Consider the following 21430-nt stretch of genomic DNA (forward strand, 5'->3'; position numbering starts at 1 on the left):
CTTCTCTATCACTTCCACCACTGGATGGTTCTGTGGTTGAACCTTAACATAAGATGTATTTAAATTATATTTAAAATTTTGCTTCTCATAGCTATAACTAGTTGAACCTTAACATAAGATGTATTTAAATATCATAGCGAATAAGGAGGTGCCAAAATTGAATAAAGTTGAACCTTAACATAAGATGTATTTAAATATGGCATATATGTACGACCTTGCAAATGGCAAACAGTTGAACCTTAACATAAGATGTATTTAAATTAAACTCCCCATTTTATTGGTCTTTGTAAGTTTGAGTTGAACCTTAACATAAGATGTATTTAAATAAGCTTACAGCCTTACCTTTTCTCATAATCTCTAAGGTTGAACCTTAACATAAGATGTATTTAAATATTAAATAAACTTTCAAATCTTTATTTTATGTGTGGTTGAACCTTAACATAAGATGTATTTAAATTATGGAGGGATTAAATTATAAAGTAGCATTTATGAGTTGAACCTTAACATAAGATGTATTTAAATTGGCTTCCTCTTGCTCTATTATGCCTTATAGTGGGTTGAACCTTAACATAAGATGTATTTAAATATTAAGTATAATATTTGGTCTTGATATTGCAATAAAGTTGAACCTTAACATAAGATGTATTTAAATATTCTAGTGTTGGTTGTCTCCTCATTATCAGTTAAGGTTGAACCTTAACATAAGATGTATTTAAATAATTAAGAAATTGATAGCCTTATTAACTACAGTAGGTTGAACCTTAACATAAGATGTATTTAAATAAAAAGTTGAATTAACCAATGATGAAATGAAGTTGTTGAACCTTAACATAAGATGTATTTAAATAAAATGGTCTGTTTGAAGTAGCTATAAAGCTAGAAGTTGAACCTTAACATAAGATGTATTTAAATGACTTAAGTAGTACAGGAGCTATAGGATTAGAAAGTTGAACCTTAACATAAGATGTATTTAAATTTAGGAACTTTTGATGTGTCTGTATCCCATACTATAGTTGAACCTTAACATAGGATGTATTTAAATTGTATTCTTAGAGGATAAGAAGCATATATGCATTTGTTGAACCTTAACGTAGTATATATTTAAATTTATCATCAAAGAGTTGACCTTCAGTTGCCTCCCAGGAATCTCGTAGGTGAATATAAAAGATTTTAAGGAGAATTCTTAAGAGGATGGTAATGGAGCTTTATCAGCAAAACTTAAAGTCATGTATTAAGAACTACAGATTGAACAAAATCAGTTTGGTAGTTTTTAAATTTTTAGGAGTTTAAATAAGGAGTGAGTTAGGGTATAATAATTATAAGGAAAAGCAGAGATAGGTGATATTTTAAAATGAAAATAAAAAGAGAAATACATAATATACATGATAAAAGCTATAAAGATTTATTTTCTAACAAAGAGATTTTAGCAACTATGGTTCAAAGCTTTGTAAAAAGCTCTTGGAAAGAAGAAATTACAAAGGATAACATAGAATTAGTAAATAAGTCATATATTCTATCAGATTATGAAGAACTAGAATCTGATGTAGTTTATAAAGCAAACATAGATAATAAAGAAGTAATATTTTATATACTATTAGAGTTTCAATCCTATGTAGATTATAGCATGCCTATAAGATTATTCTTATATATGTCAGAAATATGGAGAGAAGTCTTAAGGAATAGTGAAAGAAGTCAAGTCAGAAGTAAAGATTTTAAACTACCGGCGATAGTGCCTATAGTGCTATACAATGGGGAATATAAGTGGACAGTAGAGAAAAAATTTAAGAATGTTATAAACAAAAGTGAATTATTTGGAAATAATATAATAGATTTTGAGTATATACTTATAGATATAAATAAGTATGAAAAAGAAGAATTAATGGAGTTAGGGAATATAGCATCTGCAATATTTTTATTAGATCAAAAAGTAGATATTGAAGAATTTATCGAAAGGGTAAAAGATATAGCCTTAGACTTTAATAACTTAAATGAAGAACAAAAGATGTTAATAAGACATTGGTTAAGAAATACTTTATCGGAAGAAATAAAAGATAAAATTGGAGAAGGAATAGAAAATATTTTAATAGCAAACAAAGAGGAGGTTAATATTATGACTTCTAATATATCAAAGACAATAAAAGAAACTTTTGAAAAGGCCAGAGAAGAAGGAATAGAAGAAGGAAGAGAACAAGGAAGAGAGCAAGGAAGAGAAGAGGGAATAGAACAAGGGGAATTAAACAAAGCAGTTCAAATAGCAAAGAATCTATTGTCTATGGGAGTGGACGTATTAACTGTAATTAAGGCTACCGGATTATCTAAAGAAGATATAGAAAAAATTAAAGAAGGAATGAACTAATAGTATAGAACCCTAGGGGTATAAATTTTAGTAAAGACCATTAGCGAGAACTACCAATTGAACAAAATCAGTTTGGTAGTTCTTAAGTTTTTAAGCATTAAAATTTGAGAATCAGTTTGTGTATAATTATGTTAAATAATACAATAATGATATAATGAAATATATGCTCAATTGCAATTGCGCGATATAAAGGAATGGAGAGCCGCTTGGTATTGCAGACTTTGAAATTTGATTTATTTACAATAATATTATTATTTTTAAAGATTTAAAAAATAGTGAAATGTTAAAGCTAAGAAATATAAATAACTAGATAGTATTTATAGAAAATACTTATAAATCAAGATGAATTATAAGGAGAAAAATATATGTCCCACATAGTTGCCAAAGAAGCCTATAAAAGCTTAGAAGAACGATTAAATAAATTTCCACAAGGAGCACCTCCTTCAGAAACCTTATATAAAATACTAGAGATGTTATATACAAAGCGAGAGGCAGAGCTAGTGGCGAAACTTCCCATAAGGCCTTTCACTTTAAAGACTGCAAGCTATATCTGGAATACTTCAGAAAAGGAAGCAGAAATAATCTTAGAAGAGTTAGCAAAAAGGGCATTGATTTTAGATAGTGAAAAGGATGGAGTTAAACACTTTGTACTTCCTCCTCCTATGGCTGGTTTTATGGAGTTTGCCCTTATGAGAACCAGAGGGGATATAGACCAAAAGTTATTAAGTGAGTTATATCATCAGTATATTTTCGTGGAAGAAGATTTTGTGAGGGAGCTTTTTTGGTCTACGGAAACTAAATTAGGAAGAGCTTTTGTTCAAGAGCCAGCTTTAGATATGAACGGGAATGACGACACTTTACATATTTTAGATTATGAAAAAGCTACTCACATAATAGAAAATTCAAGAGAAATAGGGCTTTCTATGTGCTATTGCCGTCATAAAAATCATCATTTAGGAACGGTTTGTGACGCTCCTATGGAAACTTGTATGACCTTTAATGATACGGCAAAGTCCTTGATTAAAAATTCTTATGCAAGAAAAATAGATGTGGTGGAGGCAAAGGAAGTATTACATAGAGCCTATGAAGCTAATTTAGTGCAGTGTGGAGAAAATGTAAGAAATATGCCAAGCTTTATGTGTAACTGCTGCTCTTGCTGCTGTGAAGCTTTTGTAGCTACAAGGAAATTAGGTATGCTTCATCCTGTGGAAACCACAAATTTTATAGCTAGCATTAATAATGAAAGCTGCGTTAAATGTGGAAGATGTGTGAAAGTATGTCCAGTAGATGCCATAGATATAGTGGAGGATAAGGAGAATAACACTAAGAGGATTGAATTAAACAAAGAGGCTTGCATAGGTTGTGGCGTTTGTTTGAGAAACTGTAAAATAGGAAGTATTACATTAAAAGCAAGAGATAAAAGGGTTATAACTCCAGTAAATTCTGTTCATAGAATCGCATCCATGGCTATAGAAAAAGGTCAGCTTCAAAATCTCATTTTTGATAATGAAGCACTGAAAAGCCATAGAGCTATGAAGGCTATCTTAGGAGCCATACTTAAAATGCCACCTCTTAAAAGAGCTATGGCTTCAAAGCAATTAAAGTCTGTTTATTTGGAAAAGTTGCTGGAAAAAAGCAAAATATAGTAGGTGAAGCCGTGAAAGGTGTACGTTATTTTAAATAAGGAGCTGTTAAAACATGGTGAAAATAATGTTTGTATGTCATGGCAATATTTGCCGTAGTCCTATGGCTGAATTTGTATTTCGTCATATGGTGGAGGAGAAACATATTTCGGATAAGTTTTATATAGCGTCATCAGCTACCAGCAGAGAAGAAATAGGAAATTCTGTACACTCAGGAACAAAAGGTAAGCTACGCGAAGTAGGGATTTCTTGTGAGGGGAAGACTGCTGTCCAACTTACAAAAAAAGATTATGAAATTTATGATTATATAATTTGTATGGAGAGCTACAATATTAAAAATGTGTTGAGAATTATTGGAGAGGACAAAGATGGAAAAATTCATAGACTTCTTGATTTTTCCACCCACCCTCGAGATATTGCGGACCCATGGTATACTGGAAATTTTGATGAAACCTATAAGGATATTAAAGAGGGCTGTGAAGCATTACTGGAGCATATTTTGAGAAAGTAAATGCTTGTGTCAGATAATTGTAGATAAAAGGAGGCCATTATGCATGAAACAAAGGTAAAAGGTATCTTATCTGCTCAAAATGGAATAAATATATATAGGGGTTGTACTCATAACTGCATTTATTGTGATTCAAGAAGCAGATGCTATCAGATGCAGCATGATTTTGAAGACATTGAGGTGAAGTTAAATGCACCAGAAGTTTTAGAGGAAGCTCTTAAAAAGAAAAGGAAGAAATGCATGATAGGCACTGGGGCAATGAGCGATCCATATATTCATTTGGAAGAAAGGCTTAGGAATACAAGAAAGTGTATTGAACTTATTCATGATTATGGATTTGGATTAGCCATACAAACTAAGTCAGCAAGAATTTTAAGGGATTTGGATCTGCTTAAAAAAATCAATGAGAAGACAAAGTGTGTAGTGCAGATGACACTTACTACTTTTGATGAAGATCTGTGTAAAATTATAGAGCCTAATGTGAGTACTACAAAAGAACGTTTTGAGGTGCTGAAGATAATGCAGGACAATGGAATTCCTACCGTGGTTTGGCTTTCTCCTATTTTACCATTTATTAATGATACAGAGGAAAATATTCGGGGGATTTTAGATTATTGTATAGAAGCTAAAGTGCATGGAATCATTTGTTTTGGTATGGGATTGACCTTAAGAGAAGGAAACAGGGAATATTTCTATAAAAAGCTGGATGAGCATTTTCCGGGAATGAAGGATCAATATATTAAAAAGTATAACTATGCATATCAAATACCGAGTCCTAACAATGAGCGGTTAATGAGCATTATTAGAAGTACCTGTAAATCGCATGGAATATTAATCGACATTAAAGAATGCTTCAATTATCTTCATGAATTCGAAGAAAAAAATAAATATGAGCAGATAACGCTGCCTGGATTGGATTGTTGAGAGATGTAGGGTTGTTATGTCAGAAGTATGTAAGCTATATTAGAGAAGTTGATAGAAAAAAGTAAAATATAAAAGAAGCTACTTATGATTTTTCCTGGGAAATACCTTCATTTCTATGGAGTGGCTACCATTAATTTGAAATATATGGTATAATTTATAAAAATGTAATGTAGGGATGTGAATTTATGAATAAAAATATCATAAACCTATACAAAAGAAAGATAATCATTGCTAACATTATATCTTTTCTTATTTTAACTTTTATATATTTTATATCTAACAGATTTAAAGCTACTCAAGTAAATATTATATTTTTATTGGCTTTTCTTTTTATATTTATTATAAGTAACATAGCGAAAGTAGATGGGACTATCTATATGATATTTCCTTCTATGAAAGAGTTAAATAAACTTGTAAGTGTTCCTTGGAAAGAAGAAGTTAAGATAAAGAGTAAAACAAGTTTGGCATTTGCAGTAATATTTTTGAATAGAGTACTTAATAAAACCAAGATGGATTTTTTTATGGATTTCAAAATGTATTTAATCTTATTAGTTATAGGTCTTATAACTATAAACATTGGTTTAAGGGAAGAGTATAAAAGTATTTTTTACTATAATAAAAATAAAGGTCATAAAAAAATACCATAGTTATCATTTCTGAAAATATGGTACTTAAAGATTTAATCGTTTTACTATTACCTCGTACAATGTATGTTTCCATAATTGCAATAAAAACATGGATTTAAATAAGCTTATCAATCACCTATGGGCTTTATACCTTCATTTTCAATCATTAAAACTATTGTCTTAGTATTTGCTATAGGTCTATGCATAGTTCCCTTTGGAATACATATTCCTTCATTCTTTGCTAATTTAAAACTGCCCTTTTCACTTTCAATTAATAGTTCACCATCTAAAACATAGAATACTTCATCATCATTATCATGCTTATGCATATGAAATTCACCTTCAAATATTCCAAGCCTTAAAACAGATGAATTCACTTTACAAAGAGTCTGGTTAAACCATTTCTCTTTGCAGTTTTCAATTATCTCTGGAACCTTTATTACCTCAAGATAATCATATTTTATATCCATGTTAAGGTTATATTTATTTTCATCCACCATAGCTATCAACCTCTCTTCATCTAAATTACAATAATATTTTACCATAGATATTACCTCAAAAATAGAGGATGTAGTCCTATATAATTCAAAGGGAGAAATAGAAAGCTACTTTGAGAATTTAAAAAAGTATGGGAAAACAGTGGATGGAAGTAAGTTTGAGAATATTAGGTAAGGGATATTACATAAAAGTAATGCTAAGAAAATTATAGGATGAATAACCTATATTTATTAGGTTAAAAAACAATGTAGTGCAAAAGATAATAAATATAAATTATGATATAATAATTTTAGAAAATATTTTTAGATGAAGGTGGATTATATGAGTAAGGAAGAGCAAAATAAAATAGATTATATGGTAGTATGTGTTAATGAATTTGCAGAGAGATTCATTATGAATTATAAGGATGCGTTTAACTATTTAAATAAATTTAATGCAATAAGATTTCTTAATGAAAATTATGAGATTGAGCATACATTAAGTATTGAAGAAGCAATAGATGATATTACTACAATTGCCAAAAATAATGGGGGACATTTAATATGAAATTGTACCATGGTTCTAACATGATTATATCTGCTATTGACTTAGAAAAGTGTAGACCATATAAAGATTTTGGAAAAGGATTTTATTGTACTGCTATAAAAGAACAAGCAGAATTAATGGCTAAAAGAGTAGCTAAAATTTATGGTGGTAATCCCTATGTAAATGAATTTGATTTTAATGAGGAGATTTATAAATCTAAAGAATTAAATGTAAAAATATTTGATGGGACTACAGAAGAATGGGCGATTTTTGTATTAAATAACAGAGATAGAAAGTTCTCTAATATCAACAGTCTAAACTGCAATAATGACAACAAGTATGATTTAGTAGTTGGGCCTGTTGCTGATGATGATTTGGCATTATTATTTAGAACTTTTACAAGAGGATTAATAGATATTAATATACTAGTTAAAGAAATGAAATACAAGAAATTTTCAAATCAATATTCTTTTCATACGGAAAAATCATTAAAGTATCTAAAATTAGTCGGGGGTAAATGATATGAATATAAGAAAAGAGCTAATTGAAGGTATTATACAAGAATTAATAAAATTTTTGTGTGAAGATGAAGAATCTAGTATAGAGGCAGCTATGGGAGTTGTATATAATTCCCAAATATTTGAAAAATTATTAGATGAGGAAACTGGATTATACAAAGAAAGTTCAAGTTTTATTTATGAATTACTGAAGGATGAATTAAAGCATGGTTCTATTATTCAAAAAGAACAATAGTGGATGAAAGTAAGCTTGAGAATATGTAAAGATTATAAAGATTAAAAAAATTCAAGCTATAGGAGGCTGTGAAAAATATAGGTGTTCTTTTTCACGGTCCGCTCGTGGAGCTCCACGAGCGGTGTAGGGAAACCTATAGAACATCTTTTTTCATAGCCTCCTATATGTTGACAATAAGAAGGTTTTAGAATAGAATAGTTTTAAACTAAAAGCTATGAAGAGGAAAAGTAGATAGTCTACTGTTAACAGAGAGAGAAACTCACCGGCTGAAAGGTTTCTTGAACAAGTGTTGTTGAAAAACCACCTCTGAGCTGATTGCTGAACTTAAGTAGGTAAATCCGCAAACCAGCGTTAATGGTATTGAGTGACAGAAGTAGTTTAACTATGCTTCTGTAATTTGGGTGGAATCGCGATAATACTCGTCCCTTAGTTTGGGATGGGTTTTTTGTTTTTTGTCATGATTAAAATAATATTTAAAAGTTATGAAGAGGAAGAGTAAGTGACTTACTGCTAAAAGAGAGAGAGACTCACCGGCTGAAAGGTTTCTTGAGCAAGTGTTACTGAAAACCACCTCTGAGCTGATTACTGAACCTAAGTAAGTACAATCCGTAAATCTGCGTTAAAGATATTGAGATAAACAGCTTCGACTATCACTTTATACATGTCCCATAATAGCTTAAAGATGCTATTTTGCAACATATATAAAGTAAGTTTTTGTAGTGTTTATCTATAGGAGGATGTGAAGAACATAGGTGTTCTTTTTCACGGGCCGCGCGTGGAGCTCCACGCGCGGTGTAGGGAAACCTATAGAACACCTTTTTTCACAGCCTCCTATATGAGAGATAGGAGTGCTGTTTTAATATACTCCTGTAATTTGGGTGGAACCGCGAAAATACTCGTCCCTTACTAGGGGCGAGTTTTATTATTTTTTGAAGGAGGAATATTTATGTTAAAGGTTGTTTTAAAAGATGGTAATGTAATCAATGCTAACGAAGAAGAAGGGAAAAAGGCACTTAGGCATACCGCTGCTCACATACTTGCTCAAGCAGTAAAGCGATTATATCCAGAGGCTAAGTTAGCTATAGGACCAGCCATAGAAAGCGGATTCTATTATGACTTTGATGTGGAAGAAGCCTTTACTATGGAGGTATTGGAGAGAATTGAAGAAGAAATGAAGAAAATAGTAAAAGAAGATTTAAGGTTAGAAAGATCAGTACTCTCTAGAGAAGAGGCTTTAAAGCTTATGGAGGAAAAAGGAGAAGATTATAAAAAAGAGCTTATAAATGATTTACCAAAGGGAGAAGAGTTAACTTTCTTTAAGCAAGGAGATTTTATAGACCTGTGTGCAGGACCTCATGTGTTGAATACTTCAAAGGTAAAAGCTTTCAAGCTCTTATCAGTGGCTGGGGCTTATTGGAGAGGCAGTGAAAAAAATAAAATGCTTCAAAGAATCTACGGCACAGCCTTTGCTAAGAAGAGTGAGCTTGATGAATATTTAAATATGCTAGAGGAAGCAAAAAAGCGAGACCATAGAAAACTAGGAAAAGAGCTGAAGCTATTTGCTTTAATGGAGGAAGGGCCAGGATTTCCGTTCTTTCTTCCTAAGGGAGTAGTTTTAAAAAATAAGCTAATTGAATATTGGAGAGAGCTTCATAAGAAATATGGATATGTGGAGATAGAAACTCCTATGATATTAAACAAGGCCCTTTGGGAAACATCAGGGCATTGGTTTCACTATAAAGAGAATATGTATACTGTAAATATAGACGAAGAGGAGTTTGCTATAAAGCCCATGAATTGTCCAGGAGGAATGCTTGTATTCAAATCTGAAGCTCATTCCTATAGAGATTTACCCATAAGAGCAGGAGAATTGGGAAGGGTACACAGGCACGAACTATCCGGAGTCTTACATGGACTTATGAGGGTTAGAGCCTTTACTCAAGATGATGCCCACATATTCATGCTGCCAGAGCAGATTAAGGATGAAATAAAGGGTGTAGTGAAGCTTATAGATGAGGTTTATGAAAGATTTGGCTTTAAGTATACTGTGGAGCTTTCAACAAGGCCAGAAAACTCTATGGGAAGCGATGAAGAGTGGCGATTAGCAGAAAGTGCACTCCAAGGAGCATTAGAGGAAATGAATATGGACTTTAGGATTAATGAAGGGGATGGTGCCTTCTATGGTCCTAAAATTGACTTCCATTTAGAAGATAGCATAGGGAGAACATGGCAGTGCGGCACTATACAATTAGATTTTCAGCTTCCACAAAGATTTAATCTGCAATATATCGGCAGTGATGGAGAAAAGCATAGACCTATCGTCATACACAGGGTAATCTTTGGCAGTATAGAAAGATTTATCGGTATTTTAATAGAACACTTTGCAGGTAAGTTTCCTACATGGTTATCACCAGTCCAGGTTAAAGTTCTGCCTATATCAGAGCAATATAATGCTTATGCCGAAGCCTTAATAAATAAGCTAGAAGAAAAAAATATCCGAGTTAGCTTAGACTCTAGAGCAGAAAAAATAGGCTATAAAATTAGAGATGCTAGAAATGAGAGAGTGCCATACATTATTATTTTAGGAGAAAAAGAACAAAACTCATCAAGCATATCTCTTAGAAGCAGGAAAAATGGTGATGAAGGCAGCTGCTTACTAGAAGACTTTATTTCAAGAATTATGCAGGAGATAGATAGCAAAATGCTGGATTAGTGAACTTTTAAACAGGTGGCTTTCTAGTATCATAGATTCAAACACAACAGTAGTTGACTTTATAAAATTAACCAGATATAATAATAAAAACATTAAATTCATAAAATTCGAAATAGTTTAATGATATGAAAAGTAAAAATCTAAAAGCTATGATAGAGAAGAGTAGGTATAGAAGTCCTCAAAGAGAGTTAGAGTTTGGTGAAAATCTAACAGGTGACTATATTGAACGCAGCTCTTGAGCTTCCTCTCCAAAGTGCAGCCAGTAGAGAGAGACGTTTCCTTACGTTATAAAGGCACAGTATGTTAGTACTGGTTTGAGCGAGCTTACAGGTAAAGTCACTGTATGGCTAACTAGGGTGGTACCGCGGATTTAAACTCTTCCGTCCCTTTTATAGGGATAGGAGAGTTTTTTTATTTGCTAAAAATTAAAACAATAAGAAAAGTAGGAGGAGTAAAAATGAATGCTTTAGAAATCAGAAACAAGTTTATTGAATTTTTTAATGAAAGAAATCACAGGGTTATTTCAGGAGCATCTCTGATTCCAGAAAATGATCCTAGTGTTTTATTTACCACTGCAGGAATGCATCCTTTGGTACCCTATCTTCTTGGAGAACCTCATCCCTTAGGTAAGAGACTTGTTGATTATCAAAAATGCTTAAGGACTGATGATATTGATGAGGTGGGTGATGATACTCATGTTACCTTTTTCGAAATGCTTGGAAATTGGTCTTTAGGTGACTATTTTAAGGAGGAAGCCATTAGGATGAGCTATGACTTTCTTGTTAATTGCTTGAAGCTTGATCCGGAGAGGCTTTCAGTAAGTGTATTTTCAGGAGATCAGGATGCAGCTAGAGACGTAGAAGCAGCTGAGGTTTGGAGAAGCCTTGGAGTAAAAGAAGAAAATATATACTATTACGGGAAGAAGCATAATTGGTGGGGGCCGGCAGGAGTAACAGGACCCTGTGGTCCTGACACTGAAATATTTTATGATACTTTAAAGCCAAGGTGCTCTAAGGGCTGTGGACCATCCTGTGACTGCGGCAAGTATTGGGAGATATGGAACAATGTATTTATGGAATACTATAAGGATTCTGAGGGGAATTTTACGCCTCTTAAGCAGAAAAATGTTGATACAGGCTTAGGTCTTGAGCGGGTTACAGCGCTAATGGAGCATAAGGATAATATATATGAGACTAAACTTTTCTCAGAGGTAATGGAAGAAATAAAGCTTCTTTCAAATAAGAAGGATGAGGTAAGTTTTAGAATAATTGCAGATCATATAAGAGCAGCTTGCTTTATCATAACAGATGGGGTGCTGCCTGGTAATATGGATCAGAGCTATATACTGCGCCGACTTATCAGAAGAGCAGTGCGTTATATGAGAAAGCTCGAAATAAATCCAGATAATATATGTAGACTAGCTACTGTAGTTATTAATAGCTTGAGGCATATGTATGGAGAGCTAGAGAAGAATGAAGAGAATATAATTAATATTCTTCAAGAAGAAAAAGACAAGTTTATGACTACCTTAGAAAAGGGTGAAGCAAGGCTTTATAAGATTCTTGAAGGTCTTAAAAAGGAAAATATTAATATTTTAAATGCTAAAACTGTATTTAATCTGTATGATACCTATGGCTTTCCTCCAGAAATAACTGGAGAACTTGCAAAGGAGAATGGTGTAGAAATTGATTTACAAGGTTTTAAAGAGCTTTTTAAAAATCATCAGGAACTATCAAGACAGGGAGCAGCTGAAAAATTTAAAGGAGGGCTAGCAGATGATACTTCAGAGACTATTGCCCTCCATACAGCAACTCATCTATTGCATAGAGCATTACAGCTTGTTCTTGGGGAGCATGCAAAGCAAAAAGGAAGCAATATAACAAAGGAAAGACTTAGATTTGACTTTACCCATGGACAAAAGCTTACCTCACAGGAATTAAAAACCGTAGAGGATATCGTAAATAATGCTATAAAGAGAAGTATGAGCATAACCTGTGAAGAAATACCATATGAGAAGGCAAAGGAAAGTGGAGCTGAAGGCCTCTTTGCTAATAAATACGGAGAGGTAGTAAAAGTATACACTATCGGGGACTTTAGCAAGGAAATATGTGGAGGACCTCATGTGGAAAATACTTCAGAGCTTGGGTATTTTAAAATTGTTAAGGAGGAAAGCGTAGCTTCAGGAGTAAGAAGAATAAAGGCAGTGCTATTAAGAGATAGGGATTAGAATAGGTAATATATTTTGCTACAAACTTTATGGTTTAAATGCGGTATTTTTCATATAAGATAAAATAAGCTATTTACTAATTCTAGTCTATAGAGGATAATTTATAAGTGTAAGGATAAGTTTTGAAATAAGGTTTATAAAGGGGGATTTATATGCTAAGAATGCTTTCGAGGACATATCGTGCAAGGTCTATTAAATAGATTAGGACGATAGAATTATAGATTAATTTTAAATAATCGCCTAGTATATTTTGAAGTAGACCTTGTACCCTTAGGATGGAATTTTTTCTAAGGAGAGAGGGAAATGAAATATACTACAGCATCAAATATATTACCAAAGAGATTGGTAGAAGAGATTCAAAGATATGTTCAAGGCCAATATCTGTACATTCCAAGAGAGCCAGGTATACGAAGTGAATGGGGCGAAAGGTCTGGAGCAAGGGAAGATATAGCTAGAAGAAATATGGAGATCAGAAAGAGATATAAAGGCGGAGAAAGCAAAGAACGCCTAGCAGAAGCTTATTGCTTGTCTTTGGCTAGTATTAAGAAAATAGTGTATATTAGTAATAAATAAAGAGGGACTTCTAGTAACGACAGCTTTTAATAAAAGATGCAAAGCAATAAAATAGTATATAAAATCACAGGTAGAATAGTAATAGCTAGACCTGTGATTTTATTTGTTTTTCATTGAAAATCTCAGTAATATTAAAGTACAAATTAATTTATTAAGTTTTAAAGAAAAATGATATAATTGTAATATTGATTAAGTCAGGCACATATGAAGAGACTAACAAGAAAGGAAAGGTTGAAAACAACGAATGAATAAAATTTTCATAGACTTTGATTGTACTATTGCCGATTCAGTTAAAACATATTGTAACATTTACAATTCCCTTTATAGAGAACATGATGGATTTGTACAAGCTGATCATAATAAAGTTAATAGATACGATCTTAAGGATCAATGCAATTTAGTAGATCATCAAGAAGTTATATTTTCAAGTGAAGAATTTTTTCGAAATTTAGAATTAATGCCTTATGCTAAGGAGGTTATTGAAAGATTAGCAAGTAAGTATGAATTGGCAATTTGCTCTATTGGAACTTTAGAAAATATTTCTTTTAAGGCCAAATGGATAAAAGAGAATTTATCTATTGTAGATAATGTTATATTACTTGCTAATGTTGTGGAAGCAAAGGGAATAAAGACTGATAAAAGTGTTGTAAATATGAAGAATTCAATATTTATTGATGATCACTCAGAAAATCTTTTAAGTAGTGATGCAAAATTAAAAATATGTTTTGGAAAGGAACTTGATTGGAATAAAAATTGGACAGGGCAAAGATGTTTTGACTGGAGAGAAGTAGAAAAACTATTGCTATAATTTTATAAACATAAATAGAAAAGCGAAATATCACACTATCCAGGATGGATTTTGTGATATTTTTTATCTTTAGTTCGTCATATTCATATTTAACGTAACAACTAAAAAATGAATAATTTACTAGTACACCGTATTATTCAAAAGAATTTTACGGTATTTTTATGCCGCAATACAAATCCTACAGAAGATAAAAAACAAATATGTATAATTATTTAGCTTGTTATAAGAATATAAATGGATTATATTTAAGATGAATTTAAAACAAAGGGTAGAGAGACAAGGAGAGGATTTATATGCTTAATAAATTGACAGACAGGATTTATTATATGCCAAATAGTAATGAAACTGATAGACCCACCTTAGGAGTTGTATGCGGGGATAGATATAGTTTGATTGTTGATTCTGGTAATTCACCTAGACATGCTAGAGAGTTTTTATCAGAGCTAGAAGCCATGGATATTCCACCAGTGAAGTATTTAGCCATAACCCATCATCACTGGGATCATACCTTTGGTATTGGGGAGATGAATTTAACAACTATTGCTCATGAAAGCACGAAAGAAAGATTAAACAAAATAAAAAATTTAAATTTTGATGAGCCATCTTTAGAAAAGTATTTGCAGGACAAGATTTTTAATGAATTTTCTGTTAAATGCATAAAAGCGGAGTTTCCAGAAGGAGGGGATTTTGCTTTAGGACATATAGATATAACCTATAAGGATAGCATTGAAATAGATCTAGGAGGAATAACCTGTATTATAAAAAAAGTTGGTGGCCCTCATACTGATGATTCCAGCATAATTTATATTCCTGAGGAAAAGGTTATGTTTATGGGAGATTGTGCCTATGGCGGCACTCAAGATGGAGTCTACGGATATCATAGAAAAAAACTATTGGACATGATAGATATTATTGAAAGCTATGATACTGAATATTATATTCTGTCTCACGAGTCGCTATGCGATAGAAAAGAAATAGTGAATTTTTGGGAGCAATTAAGAATAACCGGACAAGTAGTTGAGGAAAGTGTTTCCGTGGAAGAAGCCATTAAAAGATTTTCAGACACATACCATAGAGAACCCTCTAAGGATGAAGCTTTTTTTATAAAGTGCTTTGCGAATATAGCTTATAGAGATTGCTAAAAAAATTAGGCTATGCTTTAAAATAGTATTGATATTAGGACAATTTTTAAGGGAAGTAGTAAACTTCCCTTAATGCATGTTTTAAGAATATTAATATTTATATACTTAGCACTTATAGTCTATATACTTAATACTTAAAGTCATTCCAATTTACTGGCGTAGGTTGCCCGTTTTGCCAATCTTCTCTTATAATGCCATAACTAATGGCATCATATGCTATTCCATCAGTACCTACCCATGCTTTTCTATGGTGGCCTTCTTTAACAAAACCACACTTATGGAATACACATCTCATAGCATAGTTATCTTGTCTTGTAACACCCTCTATTCTGTCCTTGTCAGAGTAATTATTAAATACATAATCAACCAACCAATTGAGAGTAATTGGTCCAATTCCCATGCCCTTGTACTTACTCAAAATTCTTATATCAAACATGGGAGTGCTATCTTGTAAGTCATAAAGCCTTATCATTCCCACTTTTGTATCCTGGTCTGAAATAACCCAAATTGTTTTGCATTCATCCCCAGTATAATAATGGTTTTCATAGCTTGCTCTGATCCTTTCTGGCTTTAGGTTCGGTGTTCCAAAGAATTCCCAAGTATCTGAGGTTAGAAATTCTACAAGAGTATCAATTTCATCTTTAAATTCTTCAAAGCGTATTTCCATTATTTTATTTACCCCCTCTAACTATTCTCAATATTTTACTAATCTAATTATACTTACAAAAATTATAATTATAAATTAAGATTAATACAATGGAAAGAATGATTATAGATATTCTTTCCAAAATGATTTATTCATATTTGTTACGTTATATAAATTGACAATATCAAACAGATGACCTATTATAAATACAATTAACTTGTATTTTAAGGAGGTTTATGAGAATGGATGAAATAAAGGCACTTTTAGAGCAAATGGCTTCAGACATAAAAGAAATTAAAGAAAGAGTAGAGAATATAGAAGCTAACCAAATACAGGTGGCTAATGCAGAACATAAAAATTGGCACATGCTAGCGGATAAGCTAGGAGAGTATGATAAGGTGCTCTATAAGATTTTTGGGAAAAAGAGTACGGATAAATAGTTTAAAGAAAAAGTGGTGAAGGATATAGTTTGTGATCTACATCCATACCACTTAGAAAAAATTATATTTGCCCTGTAGAAAACTGAACCAATATGCTTACTATAGCTACGGAAAACCATACAATAAGGCCAAGTAACATGGGTTTTAGTCCGTTTTTAATAATAGCTTTAAAGTTAGTATTTAAACCAATAGCTGAAAGAGCCATCACTATCATAAATTTAGCTGTAAGGTTTATATACTTAATACTAGCTCCAGTAAAAAGTCCCATAGTATTAAGCAAGGAAGCTAGGAGAAAGCCTAGGATAAACCAAGGGAATATCTTTTTGATATTATAATTAACCTTTGAATCTTGTGTAGATTCTTTTTTCTTTTTATAGGAAGTAATAAAGGCAAAAATAAGGGATATAGGTATAATCATGGTAGTCCTTGTAAGCTTCACAATGGTAGCATAAGCTCCAGCCACGTTACTGAAAGCATAGCCTGCTGCTACTACTGAAGATGTATCGTTTATAGCAGTGCCTGCCCAAAGGCCAAAGGCTTTATCAGAGAAGCCTATGATATGGCCAATAGGAGGAAAGACTAATACAGCTATTATATTATATAAAAATATGGTGGAAACAGAATAAGCTATTTCAGTATCCTCCGCTTCTATAATGGGGGAAATTGCAGCTATGGCAGAACCACCGCATATAGCAGTACCTACTCCTATTAAGTTTCTTAAATTCTTAGGAATCCCAAGTAGTTTTCCAAAGACATAAGCAGTTATAAAGGCAGCGGAAAGCGTAAATATCATTACTGAAAAGGAACTTAATCCTGTATTTAAAACCTGCATGAGGTTTAAACCAGCTCCTAATACAATTATTGCCCATTGAAGTATTTTTTTTGATGTAAAGGCGATGCCTTTAGAGGCAGCTTTAGGCTTACCCAAAGTATTGTTTATGATTATCCCCATTACAATACCAAATACAGGACCACCTATAATGGGAAATAAAGACCCTAATTTTGTAGCAACCAGTGCCAATAATAGTGATATAAATATTCCTATAATATGTTCCTTGAACCATTCCATAAAATCATCTCCTAATTTAGTACAGTAATAATGATAGTATTTAAATAGTTATAATTCAAATTATAAATTTTTATACAAATATAAGAGTTTATTATAACTAAGACAGCATAATAAATAAAATTTATTAAAAGTTTATAAAAATTTCTGCAACATCTCCCTAAACTGCATATCTAAGTGATAACACTCTGTTTTAAGGTTACAGAGCAAGCACTAGTGCAAAAGGGGGATTTTTTTATGTCATACACTAATATAGATAATAGTATAATGAGCTTTAATATATCTGATGGGGCTTTTAAGCTGTTTTTCTTGCTTCAGAGCATGTGCTATAACGAAAAGACAGAATGCTTTCCTTCACAAAATTATTTGGCAGAGAAATTGAATAAATCTGTAAGAACTATTCAAAGATATATTGAAGAGCTTATTAATGCTGGGCTTTTGAAGAAGCAGCGAAGAGGTAGCATATCAAATTTATATACTGTGATGTTAAAAGTAGTGACTCAAAAGGTTAATGCTCTAGTGGAAAAAGTTAAGGATATGAAAGATAAGAATACTAAAGCTCAAAGTCATAAAGGTTATGGCTATAATTATCCATCAAAGAAAAGCAATTGGAATATAGAAGAGAGAAGCTATGATTTTGGGTGCTTAGAAAATATGCTCTTAGGACAAGAAGAATATAATGCTGAGAAATTATATAAATAAAAAATAAAGAAATATAGGAGGATGTGAAAAACATAGGTGTTCTTTTTCACGGGCCGCTCGTGGGACTCCACGCGCGGTGTAGGGAAACCTATAGAACACCTTTTTTCACAGCCTCCTATAAATAGAGGATACCTATGATTGTTTTTCATAGGTCTATTTGTGGTGGACTAAAAATCTCCAGAGATATATTATCTGGGGATTTTTGTTTTTATAATACACTATAGAATCCACAAACTGTGGATAATTGTACATAGTAATGTGGGTTATTGATTTATCAGAGGTTAAATTAAAAGTTGTGCACAAGGTGTGCATTGTTTTGTGGATAAGTATAAAAAACCACAAGAGTTATCCACAGAAATAATTTGAAAAAATATATATTGATTCCATAAAGGAAAATTTATGTCGTATTAGATAAGACAGGTTGTTTATTTATTAGATGACAGGGCAGACTAAGGAAGAATTAAAACAGGAATAAAACAAAGGAAGAATATTAACCTATATATAAGATATATATTAATATAGATTTAACCATTTTTTATCTGTAAAATAAAAGTGTAAAAGAAGTATAATATATATGGTAAACATATATACAAATAATGTTTAGGAGATGTAACTATGAACAAATTAATAGATATGTTTTTAGTTTTTTTTAAGATTGGAGCATTTACCATAGGTGGAGGTTATGCCATGGTACCTCTAATTGAAAAAGAAGTAGTGGATAAAAAACAGTGGGTAGAAAAAGAGGAGTTCGTAGATATGTTAGCCTTAGCCCAGTCTTCTCCAGGACCTATTGCGGTAAATACTGCAGTGTTTGTGGGTTATAAAGTTGGAGGAGTGCCAGGGCTTATATTTACAACCTTAGGCTCTGTGCTGCCTTCCTTTATAATAATACTGATTATTGCTTCATTTTTTGTAGGCATTCAGGATAGCCCTGTAGTAGAGAGAATCTTTAAAGGTATAAGGCCAGCAGTGGTAGCCCTTATAGCAGCTCCTGTTATAAGGATGGGCAAAAGTGCAAAAATAAATAAATACACCATAATAATACCTATTTTGATTGCAGTGGTGGTAGGAGTTTTAAAGGTAACAGCTATTTATATAATTATATTAGCAGCTATAGGAGGCAACATATATGGCTGGTATAAAGGGAGGAGGCAGCAGTGAATATAGGATTATTAACAAAAATCTTTATAACTTTTTTTAAGATAGGACTTTTCAGCTTTGGTGGAGGCTATGCCATGCTGCCTCTCATTCAGCAGGAAGTAACTTCTACTAATCAGTGGGTTTCTGTTAAGGAATTTATAGATATAGTGGCTATATCTCAAGTAACTCCAGGACCTATTGCCATTAATAGTGCTACATATATAGGTTATAAAACAGCAGGAATTTTTGGATCTGCCTTGGCTACCTTAGGAGTTGTGGCGCCTTCTATAATAATAATGGTTATAATTTGCCGTTTCTTCTTCAAATTCAAAAATAATAAATATGTAGAAAATGCCTTTTTAGGATTGCGCCCTGCGGTAGTAGGATTAGTGGCAGCGGCGGCCCTATTAGTTACTAAGGGATCTTTTATAGACTATAAAAGCATTATAATTTTTGCCGCGGCTTTTATAGCATCATATAAGTTTAAGGCTGATCCTATTTTAATGACTGTGGTAGCGGGAGTAATTGGATTTTTATTATATTAAGAGGATGGTTTAAATGATTAGATTTGAAATTATCACCCGAGATAGGTTAGGAATAACCGTAGAACTATTAGAAAAAATCTATAAGAGAAATATTAATTTAATTTCTATGGAAGTGTTCTTTCAAAGAGTATGTGTGAAGATAGAGGATATAGATGAGAAAATAAAGGGAGCTTTAAAAGAGGAGCTTTGTGAAATTGAAGATGTTATCTCCATAAATGAAATGGAACTGCTGTATCATGAACAGGATGAAAGGCGGCTTTTAGCGGTGATAGATTCAGTAGACGAAGGAATCATTTCTATGGATAGAAATTTTAACATCAGCATTTTTAACAACTATTGTGAAGAGTTATTTAACTATAAAAAAGAGGAAGTTATAGGAAGAGATATAAGGAAACTCATAGGTGAGGAAACCCCCATTGTTAACTTGATTAAAAGTGGAGTGGAGTATGACAATTTGGAGTTTAATTTGAAAAATGATCGTGGAGAGATTGATTATATATCTACGGGAAGAACCATAAAAAATGATAATGATGAGGTAATAGGAGCTGTGGCCTCTATAAAGGATTTTAACAAAGCAAGGCAGTTGGTAGATATAATTTCCACCGTAGAGCACAGTGCCTTTAAGGATATCATAGGAAGCAGTCAGAGCATTGAAAAAGTTAAGAAGATCACGGGCGCGGTGGCTAAAAGCAATTCAACGGTACTTTTAAGAGGGGAAAGCGGCACCGGAAAGGAGCTTTTTGCAAAGGCTATTCATTATTCTAGTGATAGAAAAAATAAAAGCTTTGTTACTATCAATTGTGCGGCTTTACCTGAAAGCTTACTAGAGAGTGAACTATTTGGCTATGAGAAAGGAAGTTTTACTGGTGCTATGCAAAATGGGAAGGACGGGCTTTTTAAAGAGGCTAGCGAAGGTACCTTGTTTTTAGATGAAATAGGGGAACTTTCCATGGTGCTTCAAGCTAAGCTTTTGAGAGTATTACAGGAAGGTACCATAAGAAAAATAGGCAGCAATAAAGAAGAATTTGTGGATGTAAGAATAATAGCTGCTACTAATAAAAATCTTGAGGACATGATTAGCCATGGACTATTTAGAGAGGACTTATATTATAGGTTAAATGTTATACCTATATGTATTCCAAGCCTAAGGGAGAGATTAGAGGACATACCTAGCTTAGTACAATTTTTTATAGATAAGCTTAACAAAAGAATAAAAAGAGATATTAAAGGAGCGCAGCTAGAGTTCATCAGCGATTTAATGAAATATCACTGGCCGGGCAATGTTAGAGAGCTCCAAAATGTGGTAGAGAGAGCTATGAATTTATGTGAAGGACAGTTTTTAACTACTAAAGAATTGATTATTGATTTTAAAAATGAGAATCAAGGCTATGTTCCAAATATCATAGCTAATATGGAAAAAGAACAGCCTTCGCTAAAGGACGAGCTAGAGCAGAAGGAAAAGGAAATCATTTCAAGGGTTTTAAAAAGTAATAGAAGCTATAGAAAGACAGCAAAAATATTAAAGGTGTCTCATACGACCATAATGAATAAGATAAAGAAATATAATATCAAAATGTAAATATTATTTTACAAAT

21 protein-coding genes, 1 CRISPR repeat array and 3 other annotated features (1 of these 25 only partly in view) are annotated in these 21430 nt (G+C 32.4%); of the genes, 18 read left to right on the forward strand and 3 right to left on the reverse strand.

What is annotated here, in order from left to right:
* Positions 1–1108: direct repeats of the CRISPR family, unit length 31 nt; unit sequence GTTGAACCTTAACATAAGATGTATTTAAATT (it extends 295 nt beyond the left edge of the window).
* Positions 1109–1351: 243 nt separating this feature from the next.
* The 5 genes from BN2665_RS05110 (at position 1352) to BN2665_RS05130 (ending at position 6078) form a co-directional block, all read left to right on the forward strand.
* Positions 1352–2356, forward strand: coding sequence for an Rpn family recombination-promoting nuclease/putative transposase (locus tag BN2665_RS05110; RefSeq protein WP_074042224.1), 1005 nt, complete (start codon positions 1352–1354; stop codon positions 2354–2356).
* Positions 2357–2721: 365 nt separating this feature from the next.
* Positions 2722–4002 carry a 4Fe-4S dicluster domain-containing protein gene (locus BN2665_RS05115; protein WP_055666042.1) on the forward strand — a complete coding sequence of 427 codons (1281 nt, stop codon included), beginning with the start codon at positions 2722–2724 and terminating at the stop codon, positions 4000–4002.
* A gap of 52 nt (positions 4003–4054) precedes the next feature.
* Positions 4055–4510 (forward strand): low molecular weight protein-tyrosine-phosphatase, encoded by a 456-nt coding sequence (locus BN2665_RS05120; protein WP_055666043.1) that lies wholly within the window; start codon positions 4055–4057, stop codon positions 4508–4510.
* A gap of 39 nt (positions 4511–4549) precedes the next feature.
* Positions 4550–5431 (forward strand): SPL family radical SAM protein, encoded by an 882-nt coding sequence (locus BN2665_RS05125; protein WP_055666044.1) that lies wholly within the window; start codon positions 4550–4552, stop codon positions 5429–5431.
* 185 nt (positions 5432–5616) lie between these two features.
* Positions 5617–6078, forward strand: a complete 462-nt coding sequence (locus BN2665_RS05130; protein WP_055666045.1) for a hypothetical protein — start codon at positions 5617–5619, stop codon at positions 6076–6078.
* Between the two features lie 107 nt (positions 6079–6185).
* Here BN2665_RS05130 and BN2665_RS05135 read toward each other — a convergent pair whose 3' ends face one another.
* A complete protein-coding gene (locus tag BN2665_RS05135) occupies positions 6186–6602 on the reverse strand; it encodes a cupin domain-containing protein (protein ID WP_207643672.1) in 417 nt (138 codons plus the stop codon).
* A 274-nt stretch (positions 6603–6876) separates the two neighbouring features.
* Here BN2665_RS05135 and BN2665_RS05140 point away from each other — a divergent pair, with 274 nt between their 5' ends.
* The 8 genes from BN2665_RS05140 (at position 6877) to BN2665_RS05175 (ending at position 15296) form a co-directional block, all read left to right on the forward strand.
* Positions 6877–7101, forward strand: a complete 225-nt coding sequence (locus BN2665_RS05140; RefSeq protein WP_055666046.1) for a DUF3791 domain-containing protein — start codon at positions 6877–6879, stop codon at positions 7099–7101.
* Positions 7098–7601 (forward strand): DUF3990 domain-containing protein, encoded by a 504-nt coding sequence (locus BN2665_RS05145; RefSeq protein WP_055666047.1) that lies wholly within the window; start codon positions 7098–7100, stop codon positions 7599–7601. The genes BN2665_RS05140 and BN2665_RS05145 overlap by 4 nt, the downstream gene beginning before the upstream one ends.
* A gap of 1 nt (position 7602) precedes the next feature.
* On the forward strand, positions 7603–7833 hold the full coding sequence (locus tag BN2665_RS05150; protein WP_055666048.1) for a hypothetical protein: 231 nt from the start codon (positions 7603–7605) through the stop codon (positions 7831–7833).
* Between the two features lie 205 nt (positions 7834–8038).
* Positions 8039–8263, forward strand: a binding site (T-box leader).
* Between the two features lie 43 nt (positions 8264–8306).
* Positions 8307–8740 (forward strand) — a binding site (T-box leader).
* Positions 8741–8779: 39 nt separating this feature from the next.
* On the forward strand, positions 8780–10546 hold the full coding sequence (gene thrS / locus BN2665_RS05155; protein WP_055666049.1) for a threonine--tRNA ligase: 1767 nt from the start codon (positions 8780–8782) through the stop codon (positions 10544–10546).
* A 140-nt stretch (positions 10547–10686) separates the two neighbouring features.
* Positions 10687–10937 (forward strand) — a binding site (T-box leader).
* Positions 10938–11003: 66 nt separating this feature from the next.
* On the forward strand, positions 11004–12773 hold the full coding sequence (locus BN2665_RS05160; RefSeq protein ID WP_055666050.1) for an alanine--tRNA ligase: 1770 nt from the start codon (positions 11004–11006) through the stop codon (positions 12771–12773).
* Positions 12774–13076: 303 nt separating this feature from the next.
* Positions 13077–13346: a CD3324 family protein gene (locus BN2665_RS05165; RefSeq protein ID WP_055666051.1), complete on the forward strand. Its 270-nt coding sequence runs from the start codon at positions 13077–13079 to the stop codon at positions 13344–13346.
* Positions 13347–13590: 244 nt separating this feature from the next.
* A complete protein-coding gene (locus BN2665_RS05170; protein WP_055666052.1) occupies positions 13591–14154 on the forward strand; it encodes a 5' nucleotidase, NT5C type in 564 nt (187 codons plus the stop codon).
* Between the two features lie 293 nt (positions 14155–14447).
* On the forward strand, positions 14448–15296 hold the full coding sequence (locus tag BN2665_RS05175; RefSeq protein WP_055666053.1) for an MBL fold metallo-hydrolase: 849 nt from the start codon (positions 14448–14450) through the stop codon (positions 15294–15296).
* Positions 15297–15423: 127 nt separating this feature from the next.
* Here BN2665_RS05175 and BN2665_RS05180 read toward each other — a convergent pair whose 3' ends face one another.
* Complete coding sequence (locus tag BN2665_RS05180) at positions 15424–15963, reverse strand: GNAT family N-acetyltransferase (protein WP_055666054.1); 540 nt, start codon at positions 15961–15963, stop codon at positions 15424–15426.
* A gap of 221 nt (positions 15964–16184) precedes the next feature.
* On the opposite strand from BN2665_RS05180, the gene BN2665_RS05185 reads away from it, so the two are divergent.
* On the forward strand, positions 16185–16382 hold the full coding sequence (locus BN2665_RS05185; protein WP_055666055.1) for a hypothetical protein: 198 nt from the start codon (positions 16185–16187) through the stop codon (positions 16380–16382).
* 61 nt (positions 16383–16443) lie between these two features.
* Here BN2665_RS05185 and BN2665_RS05190 read toward each other — a convergent pair whose 3' ends face one another.
* Positions 16444–17451: a YeiH family protein gene (locus tag BN2665_RS05190; protein WP_055666056.1), complete on the reverse strand. Its 1008-nt coding sequence runs from the start codon at positions 17449–17451 to the stop codon at positions 16444–16446.
* Between the two features lie 234 nt (positions 17452–17685).
* On the opposite strand from BN2665_RS05190, the gene BN2665_RS05195 reads away from it, so the two are divergent.
* The 4 genes from BN2665_RS05195 to BN2665_RS05210 all read left to right on the forward strand — a co-directional run bounded on the left by BN2665_RS05195 (position 17686) and on the right by BN2665_RS05210 (position 21414).
* The gene (locus BN2665_RS05195; RefSeq protein ID WP_055666057.1) at positions 17686–18150 is read left to right on the forward strand and encodes a helix-turn-helix domain-containing protein; all 465 of its coding nucleotides are present in this window, start codon (positions 17686–17688) and stop codon (positions 18148–18150) included.
* A 615-nt stretch (positions 18151–18765) separates the two neighbouring features.
* Entirely contained in the window at positions 18766–19311 is a 546-nt protein-coding gene (locus tag BN2665_RS05200; protein WP_055666058.1) for a chromate transporter, read from the forward strand.
* Positions 19312–19313: 2 nt separating this feature from the next.
* Positions 19314–19835 (forward strand): chromate transporter, encoded by a 522-nt coding sequence (locus BN2665_RS05205; protein WP_055666377.1) that lies wholly within the window; start codon positions 19314–19316, stop codon positions 19833–19835.
* Between the two features lie 13 nt (positions 19836–19848).
* Positions 19849–21414 carry a sigma 54-interacting transcriptional regulator gene (locus tag BN2665_RS05210; RefSeq protein ID WP_055666059.1) on the forward strand — a complete coding sequence of 522 codons (1566 nt, stop codon included), beginning with the start codon at positions 19849–19851 and terminating at the stop codon, positions 21412–21414.
* The last annotated feature ends 16 nt before the right edge of the window (positions 21415–21430 follow it).

The organism is Desnuesiella massiliensis (assembly GCF_001403615.1).
GTDB classification, from domain to species: Bacteria; Bacillota; Clostridia; order Clostridiales; family Clostridiaceae; genus Desnuesiella; species Desnuesiella massiliensis.